Here is a 19891-nt window from a genome sequence, read left to right on the forward strand (position 1 = left end):
TTGCAAGGCACCAGCAGGCAAAACCAAGCTTTTAGTCCGGACCGCCCCGCCGTATTTTTGGACACGGCCGATGCGAACGTACTGCCGAACGTTTGGCCGGTCACTCCGCAAGAATACGTCCACTCTGTCGAAATGTTTGATCCGAGCCATGCTCCATTGAACTTGAGCGACGTCGGTTTGACGTCATCAAAGCAGTTTTACCCGTCGGCTAGCATCAACGATGCGTCCTTGCCGCCCCTAGACGATGTAGGGCACTCGCAACCAATTCAATCAGTTTATTCGCGAGACGCAAGAAGCATAAACGATCAGTTGGATGCCCACCCCTCGTTCAATTATTTGCACTACGGCGTTGATGGTAGCCATAACACGAATGCGCCAGAACAACTGCCCAGCGAAATCTCTCTTGCAAAACCGGGCACCAGTGGTAGCACGATGGGTGTGCCGAAGCATGATAAAGATACGCTCAAGCGTATCGTTGGCAACGGCAGAGTTAACCCCGACGATTCGCCAGCACCTAAGATGCAGAAAAGAGGAGCCAGCGTTATCGCACAGACCCCTCCTCCTATCGGTGCACAACCCAGACTAAGGCGTGTAATGGTTCAGCCGCAGCGAACAATCATTGCGAAGCCCTCACAGACGTTGGACCGAGTGGCCATACAGCCTGCCACAAACATTCAGGCGTCCGAAGAGACCGCCAGTCGAAACTTTTCCCAAGGATCCTTGAGCCGAACGTTTGATGAAGTTGCGCGGGCTAACGGTCGTTCTACCCGCTGATCTGAATGTTTGCGTCACCTGGAACTGTGCGGCCTTTTGTTTTTTGAGTTTGCATAAAGGATCTTCAATCCGTCACTCCGGCGTCAGTAGTTATTTGATCAGCGATAACAGCGCTTTTAGATGTAGCGTTGTTCAACCCCCACGGTAAGTTTAAGGTAAACCCACGGCTTAGGCTGTCTTGCGACGGCGGATATTGGCTACCAGCTACAGCGTGTTCGCTTTATCCGGGTCATACCTGTAAGATATGAGTAGTTGGCGCATTCTTGTAGCTGGACATGGTGACGACTTGGTCGACCGCTTTCCAAAGTGCATCGACGGTCAACTGGGGCCTTGCGCGCGAGACCGTTTTGCGACTACTTTTCCGATCGGATTGAAATCCGGGCTTGTTGGTTTCCAGAGAGCCGGCCGACTTCACAACGGGTCGGCATTTTGCGGCTTGGCTTTCAAAGGTGCAGGATCGTCTCCCGGCGAATGTCGCGCCGGTCGCCCTTGCAAATAAGACGGCTCGCATTTTTGGGCGCTGCTGATGTTCGACGAAACTTATGGGCATCCTGGGAAAGGCACGCAACAATGAGGGCCTACCCGGGATCGCAGTGGCTTGCGCGCAAACTGCAAACGATGGCCATTCCGGCCGCATTGTCCCTCCACGATTCGCCAAGCCCTATGGGAAGTCGAACAAGAATGACATCATCGATTTAATCGGCGCTTCACGTCGAGCGGAAGACCCGCATACTTCTTGCGCCAATTGAAAATGTCGCCTGGCTGATCCCTGCCCTCCGGGAAATCTGCTACCGGCACTCCTTCATCGCCCCGTTTCGAAATGAACGCCTTCTGTGTGCCCAAAAACTTCGATGCCTTCATGCTTCCGCTTCTTTTCCTAGCCAGGAAAACGCACCGGAAAACTCTAACTAAAAACGGTCCAGTTTAGGTTCAGATCATCTCACTTTATGGCCTTGCGGCGAATATTTGTTGCCTCTCAGTTGCAGATGTAATTATAAATGGGTTGCATATTTGTGGAGAGATAGTATTTTATTTTCATATTAATATAGATATATTTCTCATAATACTAAAAGTTATTAAATGTGTACAATTTTTGCGTTTTTGACCATTTAAATAGCTAAATAATTGCCTAATACCCGTGTGCTGGCGGAAAATGATGAGATGTCCCCTGTTGTCCCGTCACCCTGCCAGCCGCCAGCACACTGGTTTCAGTAGTCAAAACGGGGATTATAATGGAGGCGCGGCGTGAATTAGGTAAGAACGCCCCGAGGGCGCGGCTTTACGTTTTTCCGATGGCCGTCATGAGAATGGCCGTGCCGACTTAGGAAATGATGAAATCGAGCGGGTCATCGTTCATGCAGACAAGGTGATTCTTGACCGAGCAGCCAAATAAAAAGCTGCCCTGGTGATTCGCGCTACGAGCTCAATACAGCGCGGAACTAGTTCAGGCCACTTTGCGATAGCGCGATCCCACACAACCGCTTTTCGCACTCCACCGGCTTATGATCCCTGTGGTCGGCAATCGTAAGACCTACCTCTGCAGCCATGACGAAGCTCATTCGCTGTCCCAGCACTTCAAAGGTGCCAACGTAAGATTTTGGATGGGTTTTAGCGACCACTATATGAAAGTTTTTGGCGTGCTTAAAAGTCTCGGCATGCCGTCTGAGCTTCCGGTGGTAACCGCCGATGGGCAGGAAGTTGTGCCGCTCAAGGTCGCAAATGCCTGCTTACCTAACCCGGCGTCGCTCGCGCCCGACTATCGGGGTAACACGTGCATTGGCAGTTATGTCAAGGGGATCAGGAACAATCAAGAAAAGTCTGTCCTAATCTACAATGTCTCTGACCATCAAAAGGCTTATGTTGAAGTTGGATCCCAGGCAATTTCACATACGGCCGGCGTTCCTCCAGTTGCTGCAGCCTTGTTGATCGCGAACGACATCTGGGATGTCAAGAAGATGGTCAATGTTGAGGAGCTGCCGCCGCGTCCTTTCATTGATGTTCTTGAAGCACTTGGTTTACAAACCCTCGTCCAGACCGAATTTAGAGGAAATTTGTTCTCGACCAGCAATGTGCATGCGGCTGGATAACATAATTTAAAATTCGATATCCTTTTTAAATCTCATAAGAAAAGCAGGAGACGTATGGCCATGGGAATGCATGACGCCCGGAGTCTGTTTGTCACGCGGGGGCGAGAGAACCATGGACGATTTCTTGTAGGCCAGGATGGCCGCGGCTGCTGGGTCCTCAGAGATCGTTTGGAGCAAGTCGGAGGTATCTTCGTTTCGAGGTCTGCTGCGTATCAGTTCGCTCTCCGCCAGGCTGGGGACGAGCAAGCCCTGATAAGGTTTGCGGATAATGACGAAGTGATCGAGCCCTGGTAATTGAATTTCCGCTATCTGATCGTCGTCAGCGATGGAGGGCAGGGACATTGGGCGACAACCCGCTTAGGCGGGTTGTGGCTGCGGCGAAAAGGGGCATGCCAGCGTGGGTGAGGGCAGTACCGGGGATGTTCACGCGATACGCTGGTTGCACAGGCGGATCAAGGTCGTTTGACTGCAGCCACGCGAGGCCGGCGCAGGGGTTCAACATGTATACACTCAGGTAGATTTAAGTCCTGAGGCACAGAAAGATGTCGCGCTAATGAATTGCTCTGGGCACCCGATGCGAGGGTTGCCAATCGGCTGTCCTGCACGAGTACTGGAAAAACAGGGACCTTCACCGGTGCACCGAGGTTTCGAGCGGGACCGCATGATTTGCTCGTGATGGAACGATGAACTGTGTCGCTTAAGCCTATGTCGAGCAATTTCTTGTCCCCACGCTTACCTTCAGCGACATCCTCATCATGGCAATCTATCTGCCTTGCCATCGAAGCCGCCGGACGCCGGGTGGTGTTCTTCCGGCCCTATGGTCGCCTATTGAAAACGCGTTTTCCAAGTTGAAGGCAACACTAGGCCGTGGACTCATTATGGCGAGGAGTAAGACGAATACACGCCAGCTTGGTCACCGCGAGAAGTTCGTGCCTAGCTTGTCGTAGCGCGTCGCAATCCGTCGGTAACATTTCAGTTTGCTGAAGAAGCGCTCGATGAGGTTCCTCTTTTTGTACAGCCAGGGCTGAAGACGAGCGATATCTTCCGGTTGGATTTGGGCGGGATGTTTGTCCAAGACCGCTTTGTTTTCACCTTTGCGCGGAGCCAATCGGCGTCGTAGGCTTTGTCTGCCAGAAGCATGGCACCTACGGGAAGACTATCGAGTAATTCGTCCGCCGCGCTCAGATCATGGGCATTACCAGGTGTGATGGTGATGTTGATCGGCAGTCCGTTTCCATTAGTCACGGCACGGATTTTGGTGGTAAGTCCACCACGACTTCGGCCAAGGCAGCGATCCTGATGGTCAGCCCTGAGCGTTGCCGCAAAATGATGCACGCGAACCGAGGTGCCATCGATCATCGTGACGACGTCGTCAGACGGGCGCGTGATTGCCTCCATCAGCCTGTCCCAGATCCCAATGGTCCAACGCCTGAATCGATTATAGCACGTTGTGTACGAGCCATATCTTTCTGGCAAATCACGCCATGGGGCATCTGATCGTAGAACCCGAAGATGCCCTTGAGTACCGTCGGTCATCGACGCGAGGCACGCCTCGCGGCTTATTAGATAGGAGTGGCGAAATCATGCGCCATTCAAAGTTGGTCAGATCATATCGGCTCATCCCTGAATCAGGTGATACGACTACAGGAAAGGCACGAAACTGAAGTGGGAGCGCCGATCTAGTCAATCAACTTGGGAAAAAAGACCAATCCTCGGCCATGAATTCGAGCGTTTCATCGCGGAAATAGTATAGAAAATGCCGAGAACTGACGGTGTCTGTACCGATCTTTTCCCAAGGCACGTCTCGCGGTCGGGATCAGGACCGATTAACTCATAGAACTCGCCCCAACGAGGAGCAACGCCGCTGTAGCGGCCATGGCCGTCCGCCTTATACCAATCATGATCGTTGGCGCTGTCCCAGCGCCAGCGGCTGCAACCAGCAAATCTCAAAGTACCCAGTGTCTCTTCAAATTTCGAACTAGGCTTGGAAAACAGGGCCAAAGCTCTGCGAATACCCGTCGGCTTTTTTTCGTCCACGACCCTGCACGAGCGGAAGCGGACGTTGGCGGAGGAGGCATCAACTGAAACCTGCGGCTCTGGGGCATTTGGATCGGCCACCCGACCCTGGCCGAGTTGCTATTTGACAAACTTTAACATGCATTACGATTAGCAAACTTGCATAGCCTATACCACTCAATTTATGAGTTCACGGCCGAGTCCGAGGCCCGTATTCCAACGGGGACCGATGGACATTGTTGCCGAAACCTTAAAGTCTTGACGCCGGAGGAATATGCCAATTGCGCCCAACTTGAGTATGTCGCGATAATAATGGACATCCGTTCGCGACGAGGAGATAACAGGGCGGTTGCCATGCAGTAGATGTTCTTTAGGAATCCCAGTCGAATTCTGCTCCCTCTCCGCAAGCATTTGCGCAACCTCAACAGCTATTTTATTGTACGGCCAGATCACATTAAGCCACGTCTACAAGAATCTCAGGCAGAGCGTCCTTACCGCCTTGCAAGCTTCCTTCGGCCTTGAAGGTCGACGGAGTTTCATTTGTCTCATTCACAATGACAGCGTGTTTTCCGGGTCCGAAGCGGGTGGTGCCCGACCCTCACGAGCGGGATGCTTTGGCAGGCTCCACAATGCCGGACGCAATCATGCTGCGGACACCAGCATGTATGCTGTTCCGGTGCCATCTCTCGTGCCAGATCATCGAGATCTGATAGGTCGGCATAATCCCTTTGTTAGGAACAAAGGTTTCAAGGCCATAGCGCTCGGCGAGATATTGCGCGGATGCTGCAGGCAAGACCAGAACGGCATCGGTTTCCTGTACAAGCCTTGTTGCGGTGTGGATGTCTGGTACTGTCAGCGTCTCGCGACCCCGTGGCCGAAGCGCTTCCAGGCTGTCGTAAGCCTCACCAAAACCCGTGTTGTACGTGCTGCCGATGCGCAGCGAGAGGAAACGCCCGAGTTCGGAGTAGGCTGTCTTCCCATTCGCTGCCACATGCCCCTTACGTCCCATGCACACCGTCTGGACAGGCGGTAAGGCCCGACAGTAGAAGCCCGCGGGGGTATCGTCAGTATTCCCCAAGGCGAGATCCGCCCCGCCAGTCTCAAGTTGCGTTATGACATTTGCGAGACCTATCATCGGCATGAAGACGGTCGTTGGCGAAACTTCACGAAAATATCCATTGAGATTGCTGACCAAGAGCAGCGCGAGATGATCCGGCATAGCGACTGCGAACCTTTCAGGAGCTTGGATACGCCCCCCGAAGATATTGGAAATGTTGCCCAGAACAGCTTCAACTTTCGGCGCTAAAACCTGAGCCAATGGCGAGAGTTCGAATGTCCTATTGGTACGGATCAGCAGATCGTCGCCGAACATTTCGCGGAGACGTGTCAGCGCCCTGCTCGTTGCCGGTTGACTCAAGCGAAGTTCGTTTGCAGCATGTGTCAAGTTTCGAAAGCGCAACAGTGCATTCAAGGTAAGAAGCAGGTTTAGGTCAAACCCTCCTAGATCAAAATTCTGATCTGGATTCTCGAGTTCGAGGGCAAGACTTGCCGCCATTGTCGTTACTCTTCCGCTCTGAGCGGCTTAAATAACCTAATGTGGGCCTGGTCGTGCTCGACAACTGATCGAGCCACTGCGCTTATATCGCCGATCACGCGACGTCGGGACAAGGCAGCTCTTTCCGCTAACCAATACATGGATACCTCATGCTGTGAGATCGCGAAAGGCGGCAGGAGCGCCGTAAGATGCAATGTTCGCGTCAGCCAACCGGCAATCGAGCGCGGCACAGTAAGCGCAAGTTTGCTTTCAGAAACCATCAGGGCCGCTGACGTGATGTCCTGCACTTCGAAGAACTGGGTTCGGCGGCGCCCGTATCGCATCAGCGCGTCCGCAACCTGAGGATATGTCTCTGTTCCATTCTCAACTAAATGAATATGCGTTAGATCGAGGAACGCCTCTTCGCTAGGCCTAATTCCGCCTACGCTGTGACGTTCGAATGCGACAAGGGTCACAAACTCCTCCGTAAATACTGGTTCGTGTTCTAGATCGTCGCACGGTTCGTTCAGGGTACCTAGCATGTATTCGACAGCGTGCGCGCGCAGCTGTCCAAGGCCCTCTAACGGAGTCTTGTGGGTATTAACCTTCAAGGGACTGCTTTCACAGGCAGGCGATTTCAGAAGAAGTGGCAGCATTGCAGGTGTTAAACCTGCGTTGATGCTCAATCGTGTGGCCCGATTTGTCTGCCTAGAGGCTATCACTTCCCGTATGTGCGCCATTGCGACAGGAACGGTTTCCGCGAGCTGCTCACCCCGGCTAGTCAACTTGGAGCCGGTCGAGCTGCGAACAAGCAGATCATCGCCGAGAACTTCGCGCAGCCGAGCCAAGGCTCGGCTGACTGCCGGTTGAGCCTGGCCTAGCCTCCGCGCAGCATGGGTAACGTTCCGCGATAAAAGAAGCGCTTCCAAAACAATGAGAAGATTGAGGTCGACACCCCTTAAATTAGTTTCCGCTGAAGGTTCAACAGCATCCGCTGACGTTGAACTACTGACGCTTTCGAATTGCCTTGTATCTCCACCAAACATTCACCTTCTCACACTCTCAGTTGATGACTATGAAAAACGACCCAGCAGAACTTCATTTGATTTCGTCATTAATTCCGTAATGCTCAAATTATTTTTTCTCTTGGGTTCGACAAATGGGATTTCCTCACTGCCCGGCAAAAAAAGAGCGGCATCTCCGACTATATCAACGGGCTGGAACCCCCGAGCACAACAGAGCCTAGTCCTCTGAGAAATGACGTCACAGAGCGGGTCCTGCCGCATTATTCGAAGAGAACTCGGCAAGCGACATGCAATATGTTCAACAAATTATTTCCTTGGAGCACACTCCCGAATGCCTAAAATCGCAAATTTTTTGCCTAATCCTACAAATGTTGGGATCGTGAGATGATTGGTGGCATTCGTAGAGCCGTGGATCCGCGCAATGTACGCGCTCCGGCCAGGAGTCCTTATCGATGAGCAGCGTGGGTCGCTCTGATCGAGCTGCCCCGTTATTGCGAGACTGGATTGCCCTCCGTGGTTCCCCGGAAATCTGGTTGTTTTTTTAAGGAGATTACTGCCACGTACAGTTGCTAATTCGGTCAGGCGCCGCCTCAAGCTTCAGGCGGGGGTCCGCCGCCTGACTCGCCACTCGGCTCGACGCGATGGCATCTTGGACGAGGTGATCCGAAATGGCATCAGCATAGGTGAGGTATTTAATGACACGAAGCCAAGCCCGACTTTGGGGACTTGCACGGCCTGATGCCGACCCCCAGTAGTTGTCCTCGTACTTCCAGAAGATCACATTGCGCCTGTTCGTTGAACGACCCGAGAGCCAATCACCTAAGATCGGAACCTGAAGAGGGGCGCCACTGCGTTGCAGCCGGATATAAGTGCCCGCACGACCAAGCAGTTTCATGAAGAGCGGCGGATTGAGAACGCGCTGTAATAGCCTCTTCCACCGTACAGGAGGAAAGTAACCGCAGTCTGCTCATGACCGATAACTCCAAAAAATGCGGCATCGCTGAGAATAAGGAGGCGATATGATCTCGGATCCGGGGGTGGAATTTGCAGGCTAGGTTGATTTCTCGATTCCGTGGAATTGGATCGAGTAAGCAGGGTGGTTGATCACTTTGACCACGCATCCCTACTGAAAAGAACGTTGTCGAAGTGGCTGCGATGCACACAAGTTGAGGGCCGACGACAGTGATCGATCGGGCTGAGTCACACCCCTTTAGCTTGATGACAACCGTAACGCACTATCGCTGGAAAAAGCCCGCACCGCATTGCAGACTGGCCCTGCGGTCCGTGTCAACCGGACGTGATGGAGATGGTGGATGCAGCGGTTTTTCCGGTTTCACGCTGTGGCTTAACGAATTGGCACTCGAGCACCCGACCTGTCCGGCCGCGTCGTTTTCTAAATACAAGGGCATAGATCATTGACCCCGCCCTTCGGATAGCACCCAGTCGATGGCATTCTTCTCGTCGAATGAGACGCGGAATTGCGGCCGGCGCGCAATGTTAAGAGAACGCTATGGTCGGCCGTGTCCGTTCACATTAGGAATGATCTGAGACCCATCGGCTTCGGTTTCGAAAGCTGTCTCGGTTGAATTTGGCTTCATGCGGTCCGGTGTTCCATCGTTATTTTCATTGACGGCGAATAGCCCCGACTTTCGTAGACACCTTCGGGTTAGATTTCCGCAACCTTTCGAACTCGACGGGTGAGAGCATCCCGTTCCTGACGGGCTTGCGCCTCGGATTCTAGAACATCTCGACGTAATGGAACACGTCTTGGCGAGCTTCAGTGCGCGAAGGATAGAGCTTGCGGTGTGTCCGCTCTCGTTTCAGAAGATTGAAGAAGCCCTCACCCACCGCATTATCACGGCGGTCTTTGGGGCTGTCTATCGGCGCGGAAAATTGGCTCTGGTGCAGTTTTGGTGGTGGCGGATTTTATCCCGCACCGATGACGCGGGTCTAAAGTAGATCCAGCTTTCCGCGACCAACATCTGCGTTTCGCAAGTTTGAGCAAGGTGATCTGCCCTTCGCGAAACTCCGCATACACCAGAGCAACAAACGCCAAAGCGAGAAATATTTCCAATGGCAGGGTGAAGTACACTTTTAGTCTACTTTGTGGCAAGGAATTGTCCAGCGGCAGATCCGCCAGCCAGTGTTCTCGGCTCAGTCATCTTCAGCGGTGCCAGGGCAAATAGCGCTAAGAGCCGACTACCCTCTGGCCTGATCCAGTCCGGAAACCGCACCGGCCTGATCCAGTCCGGAAACCGCACCGGCCTGCTTCGAAACCCTCACCGGTGACAATAGTCGATGTAATGATTCATTTTGGTTACACTGCCAAGGATAAAGGCTTTTCCGAGAACCTGCTCGACAGCTTTGTTTCCCGCTTTAGAATGTAGTTAAGCGTCCTTAAAAACGCCTGGCGATGCCCACAGTAATGATGTCCTGGTCGAAATTTACATCAACACCAGACAATTCCGCTGTGTTGTAATTGGTGTACCTATATTCCGCACGTACGAACGTGGCCTCGCTAATTGACCAATCAATACCAAAGCCTGCAGTCCAGCCGAGGAGAAGCTCGCTATCATCCGGATTTTCTACAAATCCGTTTCCAAGTGCAAATCCTGCGGTAGTAAAAATAAATGCCCTCCCAAATTGTTCTCCGATCCTGGCTCTTATTGAACCAGACAGGTCCGTGCCGACTTCTGCTTCATTGAAACTGATGTCTCGCCAATTATAATATAGATCGCCCTCAATCCCAAGCCACGTATTATCAAGGACATTCCAGTTTTTGCCGGCGAATACGCCTGCGCGACGGCTTTTTGCCTCGGTGGAAGCCTCACAACCGCAATCACTCGTGAGTTCTGCGTTTAAAGTTCCCAATCCAAAACCGAACCCGACATATGGCTCTCCTAGGAACTGGGCCGGACGATTTTCAGTCTCGCTGTAAATTGGTACATCTATCTCAGGAGGGAGTAAATCTGCGGAAGTCCCCAAGTTGGGCTGAAAGGTAATTAGTAAAATCGCCAAAAAAACTGACTTTTGCAATTTGCACCTAATATAATGTTCGATTGATTTAAGCTAAATTGCCATAAGCCAGTGGCCAATCAACTTCATAATAGTTTTATTTGTAATAATCTCTATTTTTCAATGGAGCTATTAACATAGTGCGTTTGGCTCCTGTAAAACGCCGCGCGACCTATCGAGCCCGGATTCTGATAGTGAATTTTAGATTAATCTCCTCTTTGTCGGCAACGCGAACGCGACAGCCTCTTTAACCAATACGCTCGACAACATCCTCGTCGGAATCATCGAAACGATGTGGTTAGCGGCAAGATGGAGTTGCCCCTTAAAAACCGGACAGGATCAGGTTTCGGTTTCGCGGTTTAAGAACTCACGAGGCGAGCGATACCCCAATGCCTTGTGTGGGGGAAGGGCATTGTAGTGTTCGAACCATGAAGGCAGTTGCGCGATGACGGTTATGGCGTCCGGCAATGGGTTGACCGAGACATAATCGCGTTTGAAGGTTTTGACGAAGGCTTCGGCCATTCCGTTGGACTGGGCTTCGGTCGGGCGTTGAACACGGCCCCATCCCGATATCCATGAGCAGCGATCTGGTGTCTTTTGCAATGAAGCAGGAGCCGTTGTCCGTCAACCATTCGATTGGCTTGGAAGGGTGTTGACGAGACCGAAGCGGTTCTCAACAGCCGTGATGACAAGGTCCTGGACGTCCTCGCTCTTGATGCCCTCGGTGGTCGCGACATGGGCGATGGCCTCGCGATCACAGCAATCGAGAGCAAAGGCAACGCGCACCTTCTCCTTGTTGTCGCAGCCAATTTCGAAGCCATCTGAACACCATCGCAGGTTCGATTGCTCCACAGCCACGCGACCATCGTGACGGCGGGTATCGATTGCACCGGTGTGGCGCTGAAGGAGCATGCCGTGAACCTTCATCACGCGGTAGACGCGCTTGGCATTCGGCCATAGGCGGTTTCCGTTGCGGGCTTTACGGCGCAGGATCGCGTGAACCCGGCGATACCCGTAGGTCGGCATGTCGTCGATGATCGTCTTGATCTCATCCACCAGTTCCTGATCGGCGAGCGGCGGCCGCCCTCGGGTTTTGGAAGGACGTTGCTTCACACGTTCCGCGATGTTGGATCGGGCGACACCCAAGGTCTCGCACACAGCCGTCATCGCGAACCGTCCTTCGGCAACGAGAGCGAGCGCAACAGGTGTTTTTTTGACCCTGATGCTATCTCAAGCGCTTCTTTGAGGATTTCGCCTTCCATCGTCTTTTTGCCGAGGAGGCGCTGAAGCTCTTTCACCTGGTTCTGAAGTGCCCCCTATTCGGATGCCGGGACGACCTCTTCCTGCGATGCCGTCGCCGTAAGCGCACCTTGTGCCGCTAATTTGCGCCAGGCGAACAACTGGTTCGGCTGAATGCCATGCCGTCGCGCAACGATGCTGACCGTGACGTCAGGCTCGTAGGTCTCCTGGACTATCGCGAGCTTCTCCGCTGTCGACCAGCGACGGCGGCGCTCAGGGCTGGACAGCACTTCTATCTTAGGTATGTGACTGGTCATAATGGGCGCATTACCCCTAACACTTAACAGGTGGGAGATCGTGTCCGGGGATTTAGAGGGCCACTACAGTGTGAACTGCCCCCCATTTCGACCGGACAGTCGGCATAAGCAGAAAGGCTCAAGCACAGGCTTGGGTATAGGCTTATGTCTAACGAGTACCGACACGTTGAATTGCTGACGGGTGATGTTCGCCGCAGGCGGTGGACAACCGAGCAAAAGCTGACGATCATTGAGCAGAGTTTCGAACCAGGCGAGACGGTATCGTCCACCGCTCGCCGCCATGGCGTCGCGCCCAATCTGCTTTATCGGTGGCGCAGGCTCTTGAGCGAGGGAGGTGCTGCAGCTGTGGATTCTGACGAGCCGGTGGTCGGCAATTCGGAAGTGAAGAAGCTGGAAGATCGCGTCCGCGAGCTGGAGCGCATGCTCGGCCGCAAGACGATGGAGGTCGAAATCCTTCGGGAAGCCTTGTCCAAAGCAGACTCAAAAAAACGGATATCGCGGCCGATCTTGTTGCCGAAGGACGGTTCGCGATGAAGGCCGTCGCAGATACGCTGGGCGTATCCCGTTCCAACCTCATCGAGCGGCTGAAAGGCAGATCGAAGCCGCGCGGCTCCTATCACAAGGCCGAGGATGCAGAGCTTTTGCCCATCATTCGCAGGCTGGTAGATCAAAGGCCAACCTATGGCTATCGGCGGATCGCCGCGCTCCTCAATCGCGAAAGGCGAGCCGCCGATAAGCCTGTCGTCAACGCCAAACGGGTCCATCGCATCATGGGCAACCACGCCATGCTGCTGGAGAAGCACACAGCCGTTCGCAAGGGCCGCCTCCACGACGGCAAAGTCATGGTCATGCGCTCGAACCTGCGCTGGTGCTCGGACGGTCTGGGGTTCACCTGCTGGAACGGCGAGGTCGTCCGTCTCGCCTTCATCATCGACGCCTTCGACCGGGAGATCATCGCCTGGACGGCAGTCGCCAACGCGGGCATCTCCGGCTCTGACGTGCGCGACATGATGCTGGAGGCGGTCGAGAAGCGCTTCGCAGCAACGAGAGCACCGCACGCAATCGCATCTCTCCGACAATGGTTCTGCTTACACCGCGAGGGACACGAGGCTGTTTGCGCAAGCACTCAATCTGACGCCTTGCTTCACACCGGTTGCCAGTCCGCAGTCGAACGGCATGTCGGAAGCCTTCGTCAAAACCCTGAAGCGGGATTATATCCGCATCGCAGCACTACCGGACGCCCAAACAGCGCTCCGGCTCGTCGACGGATGGATCGAGGACTTGTATGAAGGCGGTTCTGTCAAGCAGTCATTGGCGTATCCTTTGAACTTGTGACTGGGCTGCATTATTGGCTTACTGGCGCACTCGGCGCATCGACTTGTATTCGGCGAGGGTTCGACCTCAACCACGATCCCATTCATGGGGGCCAAGCAGTACTGAAGAGCGGCGTCACGCTACAACACGGCGGACGTTATCCGGACCAACTTCAATCTCGACAGCCGCTCTTCTTTCCAGTCGCCCCGTCGGCGCTTGGAACTGTTATGGGGCGTCCGCTTTCAGCGACAGCCCCTGTGGGACAAGGCCGTCTTCAGCAAAATGCCAGATGGCGACCACGAGCTTTCGAGCGAGCGCGATGATGCCAATCTTGCGAGATCGGCCCGAACCCGCCCCGAAAGTGCTACGGTACCACTGGGATAAAGCGCTTGCCGGCTGATACGTCAGCCAACACCACGCGAGTTCAACGAGCAGCCGTCTGGCGAAGCGGTTACCGGCTTTGCTGATCCCTGATCATGCTTCACAGCACCACTCGCATACGGACACGGTGCCGAGCCTAGAAAGCTCGCCAAACACTTTCGATTGGCAAATTGGCGGTGGAACACCTCGGACACCAGCAATACTGCGCTCATTCTGCCAATACCCTCAAGCGTGGCGATGCGGTGAACCTTGTCGACGTTGGGAATGCCACGAGTACAGTCCTTCAAACCTTCTTCGAGATCGCGGTCGAGATCGCGAATATGGGCGTGGACCAGTTCGAGGCGTTTGAACTCCCTCGTTAGTTCTGCTGCAAGGAATTTGCCGAGTGGTTGGTCATCGGCTGTTCTGACCACTTGTAGCCACTTACGCCAGCCGCCTCGCGAGCTGATCCTGCGGCCCTACGGTCGCAACTCGCACCCTCGTATGGATGGCTCCTGCGAGTCAAGGATACGATAAGTTCAGGTCAACGGGTCGGTTGCAGCCATGTATACGGCGTCTGATATGCCGCATTACTGTTCCGCGCTCTGATGAATATCCGCTTGGAGAACAGGCCCCGCTCAACCGAGCGCGCGCGAAGAACTTCGGATTGATCGGAGTGCCCTGGTTCTTCGTCTCCGCTTGTTCGCCATCACCCCACATTACCCGACCATTCCGAGAGCCGTTAGCCTGTGGTTGGTATCGAGACCTGTCCCGCAGGACAGCAAAAATCATTCGTGCCATTCGCTACGCCATCGCGACAATCTTCGTCTTCTTGCGCATGAGTAATCCTGATAAGCAGTCCGATCCTTCCTCCCGCTTCAGCCGATGTCGGAGCATGATCCATGCCACGGCGCTAAGATACAGCAGCCGCGGATGTACCCATCTTCGATATCGCGCCAACTTTCTGCTTACCGCCGCAGAGGGAGGTTTGGGCATAAGGCCGAGCCATGCAGCATAGTCCCGCGCAGTCGAAATTGTCGACATCAGGAGTCGTTGCCGCGATAATTGTCGCTGCCAACATCCCCAACATTGGGGATCGACGCCAGACGTTGACTTGTCTCACTTTGCTGGTGGGCCTTCGATCTCGTCGGCCAGCCGCTCGATCCGCGTGTTCGTCTCGGAAAGTCAGTCGAAGAGTAAGATCGAGGGCATGCAAGTCGCTTGCGCCAACTAATCCACTTGTCCTTTCAGTCGATCGACATTCTGCGCCCTTCGCCGCTATGATTCCCAATTCTGTCATATGCGCTCGGATCGCGTTGCCGATCTTCGTGCGTTTCACTGAGCCGCTCTGCCGCTGTCCGATGTTTTTCGGGCTCGAAAGCGTATCCCGCGTTTTTCCGACAGTGATGGGCAACCATGGCATGTCACGGCAGGATATATATGAATGTAAACATCCTTACCCTAACGCTTTCGATAACGGTTTGGCGTGAAAAGATAGAAGCTCGCGTGACCGCGACGAATATCGGAAACGTATGCTTGCTAGCGACCCGAAAGAGAGGAGATGAAAATAAACTTTCTAGAGCTTGTCAGGCTGGAGTTGGCGATGAGAGCAGTTTTTACAACGAATAGCCCACTAAGAGACTGCCGACCGTGCAATTTAATCTTCCATGAGCCGCTGCCTTGAGCTCCCTCATCCGTCCTGAAACGGCAATATCAAATCGCTCTACATCCGCGATTTTTGGTAAGGTCGTGGTCATCAAAAGGTTGAGCTCCCTGTATCATCTCTCTTAAAAGTTACAAGTCCTCGATAATTGATCAGCGCGCGTTTTTTTTGTTGCGAGGCATGGGCAGCCGGAGGCGCGTCCCGAAACTGGTTCGCAACTGAACTGCTATACGACTGTGTTAATGCCTCAGCGGTTGTGGTTCCCCCTACCATAAAGGCCGTACGGGGAAAAGCAGAACGAGCAGCGCCGAGACAAAGCTTGCTGCAACTCATCCGTAACTATTCTGCTTGCTAGCATGCCGAGCATTATATGTCACTTGGTAGGGATATTGTATTGGGCCAGCCAAATTTTTTTTTATTTTTAGATGCGCACCAGGCGCGGAAACGGATCACAAAAAAACAATAAGCAATAAGCAGGGAAAATCAAAGCAGTTCCGCAGAAAAATCCCCACCCTGAACGCAATTCTTAATCGACAAAACTCAAACCAATCCACCACTTTCATTCGCCACCTCCAGAGCGATATCGATGCCTCGGTGTTCAGAAAAGGCTTGCAAACCAAGCAAGTAGGGCGATCATGTCGTCGGGTCCGGGGACGGTCGGGAACGGCGCAAGTGTGTTGGTGACCATGACGCCATGGGCGGCCTCCTTGAGCATAGGCCCATCGGTGTTAGGGCTGTCGCCAGCGGCAATGGCGGAGTAGCCAGGAAAGTTTTCCATAACGGCCTTCAGAGCGGTGGCTTTGCTTAGATTGCGCAGAGTGAGATCGACAAAGCCGGCTGTCTCCTCGACCACGAAATGGGGCTCGTGTCGCTCGCTCTGCTCCCTCATCAAAGCAACGACCTTGTCAAAGATTTCGGGGCGAGCGCCGCGGGGATATCCAACAGCGTAACCGGCTCGCTTCCTGTTGATGAATAGACCTCCGCCAAGATCGGAAATAAGTTCCTCCATCTCCATCACGAGGCCGGGAACCTCAGGAGGGGCCGGACGAGTGCGGTCAATGCCTTTGATGCGAATAGTGAAACCCTTTTCGGTAGCGAGGTTGGGGAAGCCGCCAGCGTTGATCTGACGGCAGTAATCCAATGACTGCGCCGTGATGAGCGTAACATTGGCAGAGATGCCCATGAGAAAGTTGACAACGGCAGGCGGAAGGTGCTCGCCGGCGGCTGTCAAAGTGCCGTCAATGTCGAGGCCCCACATGATCTAAAAAATGTTAGCTGTGGCGTGGAATGAGGTGGGCGATTTGCCTTCTTGTGCTTAGCTTCGATGGAGGAGGTGAGCTCCTCGCCGAGCCAGGCAACGACCTGGGAACGGGACGCGGGAATGATGGCAGCCATTTCGAAAAAGATGGTATTGTTTGTTGGTTTGGAAAGTACTGATTTGGAGAGAAGATGAAAGGTAGGGGAGCGGGAACAACGAGGCGGCGAGGGCTTATATAAATCTTTACTTCAAGCAAACTGCCGCCAATCCGCCGACAAGTACGACAATCGGAACAAATTTCGCCCGATGCTTACACCTGCTATGCCTATCTAAGTCCAAAGCGTCAGCAAAACGACGATCACCCGGTCAAGGACGTCAGAAACGCGCTCACCTGAAGATTGCGCTGATCGGCGTCTCGTCGGATACCGTCATTACGCGTGCGGCGCAGTCCTCGGGGATCTACAGCGAGTTGGACAGCTGAGGCCACGTCATCGTTTAAGCCTAACGCAGGAAATTGAAGCGATAGCTGCGTGTCGCAATCTGCGCTATGTATTTGCCCTAGCAAGGTGACAAGATGTGTTTACGGTGTTCGACGTTCGGAATGTTCAAAGCTCTAGCTTTCCGCACACCGATTTTCAGTTGACCTGCTATCCAGATGCTACCCGAAATTTATCGCACTTCAAGCCCTTCCTCCCCGCAACGAACAGCCCTTCCTTTGTTGCGTTGATCCCAGGCGGCTGAGCTACCATGGTAACGCAGCTGACAAGTTTCCAAGAGTAGGTGGCATGTCGATCTGTAAGCGCGCGGTGTTTCCAATTTAGTCTGATCGGTTCGCCCTCGGGCAGCTGCGTGCTCTCTGTAAGCTGTGCATGTTGATGACGTGTCAATCACTGTGAAGCTGCATTGCTGCCTGCACGGTATGCAACCATCATTTCTCGTATATGCGGGTGGCCTCTCAGCTGACCCAAATCAAATGCCAGGATGTAGCGGCTGACGCGTCTGCCTGATTGAAAAACCCTTGGCTGCTGCCTTGCTTATTCCGTGTTGTCCGAACCCCCGTTGGGCGGCCCAGACTTAAAAACATGGCTACCTGCTGTTTCCGCCACCCCATCGATTTCTTTACTTTCCCACCAAGCTCTCAGCACACTGAACTTTCATCGCAATGACTTCCCTTCCACAAGCGCCGGCCTCCAAGCGACGACGTGGCGATCTCGAAGATACCTCCACCGAAGACGAAGAATGCGAGCCTCCATGCCTCCGGCCAGGCCGCTGTGGCGTTGATGGGCAGGCTACTTGTTCGCAATGTGATCTCTTTGGTTTTGACCCGATCTCCGACAAAGAGGCAACCGATAGTTCCTCGTCCTCCTCTTCTTCTTTGCCTCCGAAACGCAAGAAGTTGAAAACGATCGGCCCGCAAGTCGGTGACAGCAGCGATGATCAGGTTGAAAGGATTCGTAATGCGGTTGAGGCTATCGGCAAGAAAAAAAACGGTTACACTGCGGTCCTTCAAAATCTGACCAGGGAGCAATGCAAGATTATGCGACGTTTCGGAGTGAGGATGAGTCCCTGGGGCGACATCGCATTCCAGTGCGATATTGGCTTAGTCGACCGGGTTTTGGACGCAGGCATTCCCGTAACGCTTGTGCCCATTAGATGATGATTGAGCGGAGGAAATTATCGATTAGGACTAGTGTATTTAATGCAGAATTTGCAATTATTTTATCTCTTATATCTTTCCCAGGATATATTGGGAAGTAGTGTTTGTAAATTCGTCCATTCGTCCATTCCTGATTTAGTTCAAACAAACGTTGATTTTTTGCAGCGGGTTTAATGAGGCTTAGTGAATAACTTACTGTTCGACAGGGCCTATGATCGTGCTTGGAAAGATGCCACCTCAATCACCGTGACAATAGCGATCGTCCAAGCGGAAACGCCACCGTTGTACGCGCCGATTGCCGTCGCACCGCAGTCCTGGTCACCAAGCAGCAATTGTAGCCCGGCCTTAGTCTTCGCAGCTGCGTGTAACAGCATTGCGGGCTGCCAAATCGTTGAGTTTGGACAGGGTCGTGGAGCTTACGCGCGACATGTTCTATTTTTGCAAAGGCTGTAGCGATTCCGTTGGTTTCCAATTGCAATGACCATTGGGCGAGTAAACGCCAGGACAGATATTCCCTCTTTTTAGGATTGGTACCGCTTTGCCATATCGGGAGGGAAACGGCCTTGATCGCGGATGCATGGCCTGCGGCGCCGAACTGTTGGTAGCGATCGCTGCAGACGGCCGCCATCGCTTCGATCCCCGGTGCCAAATACTTGCGCGGATCGAACTCGCCGGGATGTAGGGCAAACACACGCCGAATGGCTCCGGTGAAAGCCATCCTGAGATCTGTGTCGACATTCACCTCGCGGACGCCGTGACGAATGCCTTCCTGGATTTCCTCGACTGGGACACCCCAGGTCGGTTTGACCTCACCGCCATGGGCGTTGATGACTCCTGAAGTTCCTGCGGGACCGACGAGGAGCCGTGCATGCTAGATGGGTGTTTGGCAGGCGCGTGTGGATCTCCTTCAGGCGCTTGATCGAGAGAATGTCGCCGTCCGGCTTGCGGGAAAATTTGTAAGCGCCGTGGGATGTGCCGATGGCGATACCTTGGTCAGGCGCACGAACTCGGCCGCCTCCTCGGAATCTGTCAGCAGCATGTCGCGGCTCAACTCACCGTCGAAACTGTGACAATCCTCCACTTCGCCGCGGCCGGCTTCCAGCGAACCGAGATGGCCGAGTTTCTCCTTCGACGGACACGCCGATAAGGTGCGCCATCTCCACAACCTGGGCCGTCACCGCGACATTGTCTTCGAAGCTCAAAGGCGTCCGCCCATCAGCGGACAGAGACCCGTCCATCATCACCGAGAAGAAGCCGGCCAGAATGGCCGACAAACAGGTCGAGGGGGAATTGCCGTGGTCATGATGCATGCAGACCGGGATATGAGGATACTTTTCGACAGCCGCATGGATGAGATGAGAAAGCGTCTCGTCCCCTGCAAAAGCACGAGCACCTCGGCTGGCCTGCATGATGACCGGACTATCCGTGCGATCTGCCGCCTTCATGATGGCGAGCATCTGCTCCGTGTTATTAACGTTAAACGCGGGAATGGCGTAGCCATTTTCGGCGGCATGATCGAGCAACTGACGAAGGGTAACGATAGCCATTATGAAGAAATCTTCATTTGAGCCTGATAAAACCGTAAAAGGCGTCGGACCTCGTCGCTTGAGCCTAGCAGTACAGAGATGCGTT

Annotated in this window: 9 protein-coding genes and 8 pseudogenes; 4 read left to right on the forward strand and 13 right to left on the reverse strand. The window is 53.7% G+C overall.

Annotated features, from left to right (window positions below; genetic code table 11):
- A partial coding sequence (locus F3H58_RS27405; protein ID WP_210246927.1) for a hypothetical protein occupies nucleotides 1-774 on the forward strand: 774 nt, incomplete at its 5' end.
- Between the two features lie 702 nt (nucleotides 775-1476).
- Here the strand turns inward: F3H58_RS27405 and F3H58_RS23415 are convergent.
- Nucleotides 1477-1635 (reverse strand): annotated as a pseudogene (locus F3H58_RS23415) (transposase); the annotation flags it as partial.
- A gap of 644 nt (nucleotides 1636-2279) precedes the next feature.
- Here F3H58_RS23415 and F3H58_RS23420 point away from each other — a divergent pair.
- Nucleotides 2280-2861: pseudogene (locus F3H58_RS23420) on the forward strand (saccharopine dehydrogenase family protein); the annotation flags it as partial.
- 6 nt (nucleotides 2862-2867) lie between these two features.
- Here F3H58_RS23420 and F3H58_RS23425 read toward each other — a convergent pair.
- The 8 genes and pseudogenes from F3H58_RS23425 to F3H58_RS23460 all read right to left on the reverse strand — a co-directional run bounded on the left by F3H58_RS23425 (nucleotide 2868) and on the right by F3H58_RS23460 (nucleotide 12007).
- Nucleotides 2868-3203 carry a hypothetical protein gene (locus tag F3H58_RS23425; protein ID WP_149743954.1) on the reverse strand — a complete coding sequence of 112 codons (336 nt, stop codon included), beginning with the start codon at nucleotides 3201-3203 and terminating at the stop codon, nucleotides 2868-2870.
- Between the two features lie 518 nt (nucleotides 3204-3721).
- Nucleotides 3722-4482 (reverse strand): annotated as a pseudogene (locus tag F3H58_RS23430) (IS5 family transposase).
- A 62-nt stretch (nucleotides 4483-4544) separates the two neighbouring features.
- Nucleotides 4545-4979, reverse strand: a complete 435-nt coding sequence (locus tag F3H58_RS23435) for a hypothetical protein (protein WP_286170018.1) — start codon at nucleotides 4977-4979, stop codon at nucleotides 4545-4547.
- A 496-nt stretch (nucleotides 4980-5475) separates the two neighbouring features.
- Nucleotides 5476-6432, reverse strand: a complete 957-nt coding sequence (locus F3H58_RS23440; RefSeq protein ID WP_149743955.1) for a LysR family transcriptional regulator — start codon at nucleotides 6430-6432, stop codon at nucleotides 5476-5478.
- A 5-nt stretch (nucleotides 6433-6437) separates the two neighbouring features.
- Nucleotides 6438-7457: a LysR family transcriptional regulator gene (locus F3H58_RS23445; RefSeq protein ID WP_149743956.1), complete on the reverse strand. Its 1020-nt coding sequence runs from the start codon at nucleotides 7455-7457 to the stop codon at nucleotides 6438-6440.
- 1602 nt (nucleotides 7458-9059) lie between these two features.
- Nucleotides 9060-9293 (reverse strand): annotated as a pseudogene (locus F3H58_RS27605) (IS3 family transposase); the annotation flags it as partial.
- Between the two features lie 540 nt (nucleotides 9294-9833).
- Entirely contained in the window at nucleotides 9834-10472 is a 639-nt protein-coding gene (locus tag F3H58_RS23455; protein WP_188129045.1) for an outer membrane protein, read from the reverse strand.
- Nucleotides 10473-10790: 318 nt separating this feature from the next.
- A pseudogene (locus tag F3H58_RS23460) lies at nucleotides 10791-12007 on the reverse strand (IS3 family transposase).
- Between the two features lie 144 nt (nucleotides 12008-12151).
- Here F3H58_RS23460 and F3H58_RS23465 point away from each other — a divergent pair.
- Nucleotides 12152-13342: pseudogene (locus F3H58_RS23465) on the forward strand (IS3 family transposase).
- Nucleotides 13343-13725: 383 nt separating this feature from the next.
- Here F3H58_RS23465 and F3H58_RS23470 read toward each other — a convergent pair.
- The 3 genes and pseudogenes from F3H58_RS23470 to F3H58_RS23480 all read right to left on the reverse strand — a co-directional run bounded on the left by F3H58_RS23470 (nucleotide 13726) and on the right by F3H58_RS23480 (nucleotide 16602).
- The gene (locus tag F3H58_RS23470; RefSeq protein WP_149743958.1) at nucleotides 13726-14115 is read right to left on the reverse strand and encodes a transposase; all 390 of its coding nucleotides are present in this window, start codon (nucleotides 14113-14115) and stop codon (nucleotides 13726-13728) included.
- 301 nt (nucleotides 14116-14416) lie between these two features.
- Nucleotides 14417-15017: pseudogene (locus F3H58_RS27610) on the reverse strand (transposase); the annotation flags it as partial.
- A 925-nt stretch (nucleotides 15018-15942) separates the two neighbouring features.
- Nucleotides 15943-16602 (reverse strand): HAD hydrolase family protein, encoded by a 660-nt coding sequence (locus F3H58_RS23480; RefSeq protein ID WP_149743959.1) that lies wholly within the window; start codon nucleotides 16600-16602, stop codon nucleotides 15943-15945.
- A 1162-nt stretch (nucleotides 16603-17764) separates the two neighbouring features.
- On the opposite strand from F3H58_RS23480, the gene F3H58_RS23485 reads away from it, so the two are divergent.
- Entirely contained in the window at nucleotides 17765-18259 is a 495-nt protein-coding gene (locus F3H58_RS23485; protein WP_149743960.1) for a hypothetical protein, read from the forward strand.
- Nucleotides 18260-18780: 521 nt separating this feature from the next.
- Here the strand turns inward: F3H58_RS23485 and fba are convergent.
- A pseudogene (gene fba / locus F3H58_RS23490) lies at nucleotides 18781-19806 on the reverse strand (class II fructose-bisphosphate aldolase).
- Nucleotides 19807-19891 lie beyond the last annotated feature (85 nt).

The sequence above is a fragment of the Rhizobium sp. NFACC06-2 genome (assembly GCF_900101425.1).
Lineage (GTDB): Bacteria > Pseudomonadota > Alphaproteobacteria > Rhizobiales > Rhizobiaceae > Agrobacterium > Agrobacterium leguminum.

Excerpts from the sequence above, each read along its gene's own strand:
- F3H58_RS23425 (WP_149743954.1), bottom strand. The coding sequence starts at position 3,203 with ATGTCCCTGCCCTCCATCGCTGACGACGATCAGATAGCGGAAATTCAA.
- F3H58_RS23440 (WP_149743955.1), bottom strand. The coding sequence starts at position 6,432 with ATGGCGGCAAGTCTTGCCCTCGAACTCGAGAATCCAGATCAGAATTTT.
- F3H58_RS23445 (WP_149743956.1), bottom strand. The coding sequence starts at position 7,457 with ATGTTTGGTGGAGATACAAGGCAATTCGAAAGCGTCAGTAGTTCAACG.
- F3H58_RS23480 (WP_149743959.1), bottom strand. The coding sequence starts at position 16,602 with ATGTGGGGCCTCGACATTGACGGCACTTTGACAGCCGCCGGCGAGCAC.
- F3H58_RS23485 (WP_149743960.1), top strand. The coding sequence starts at position 17,765 with ATGACTTCCCTTCCACAAGCGCCGGCCTCCAAGCGACGACGTGGCGAT.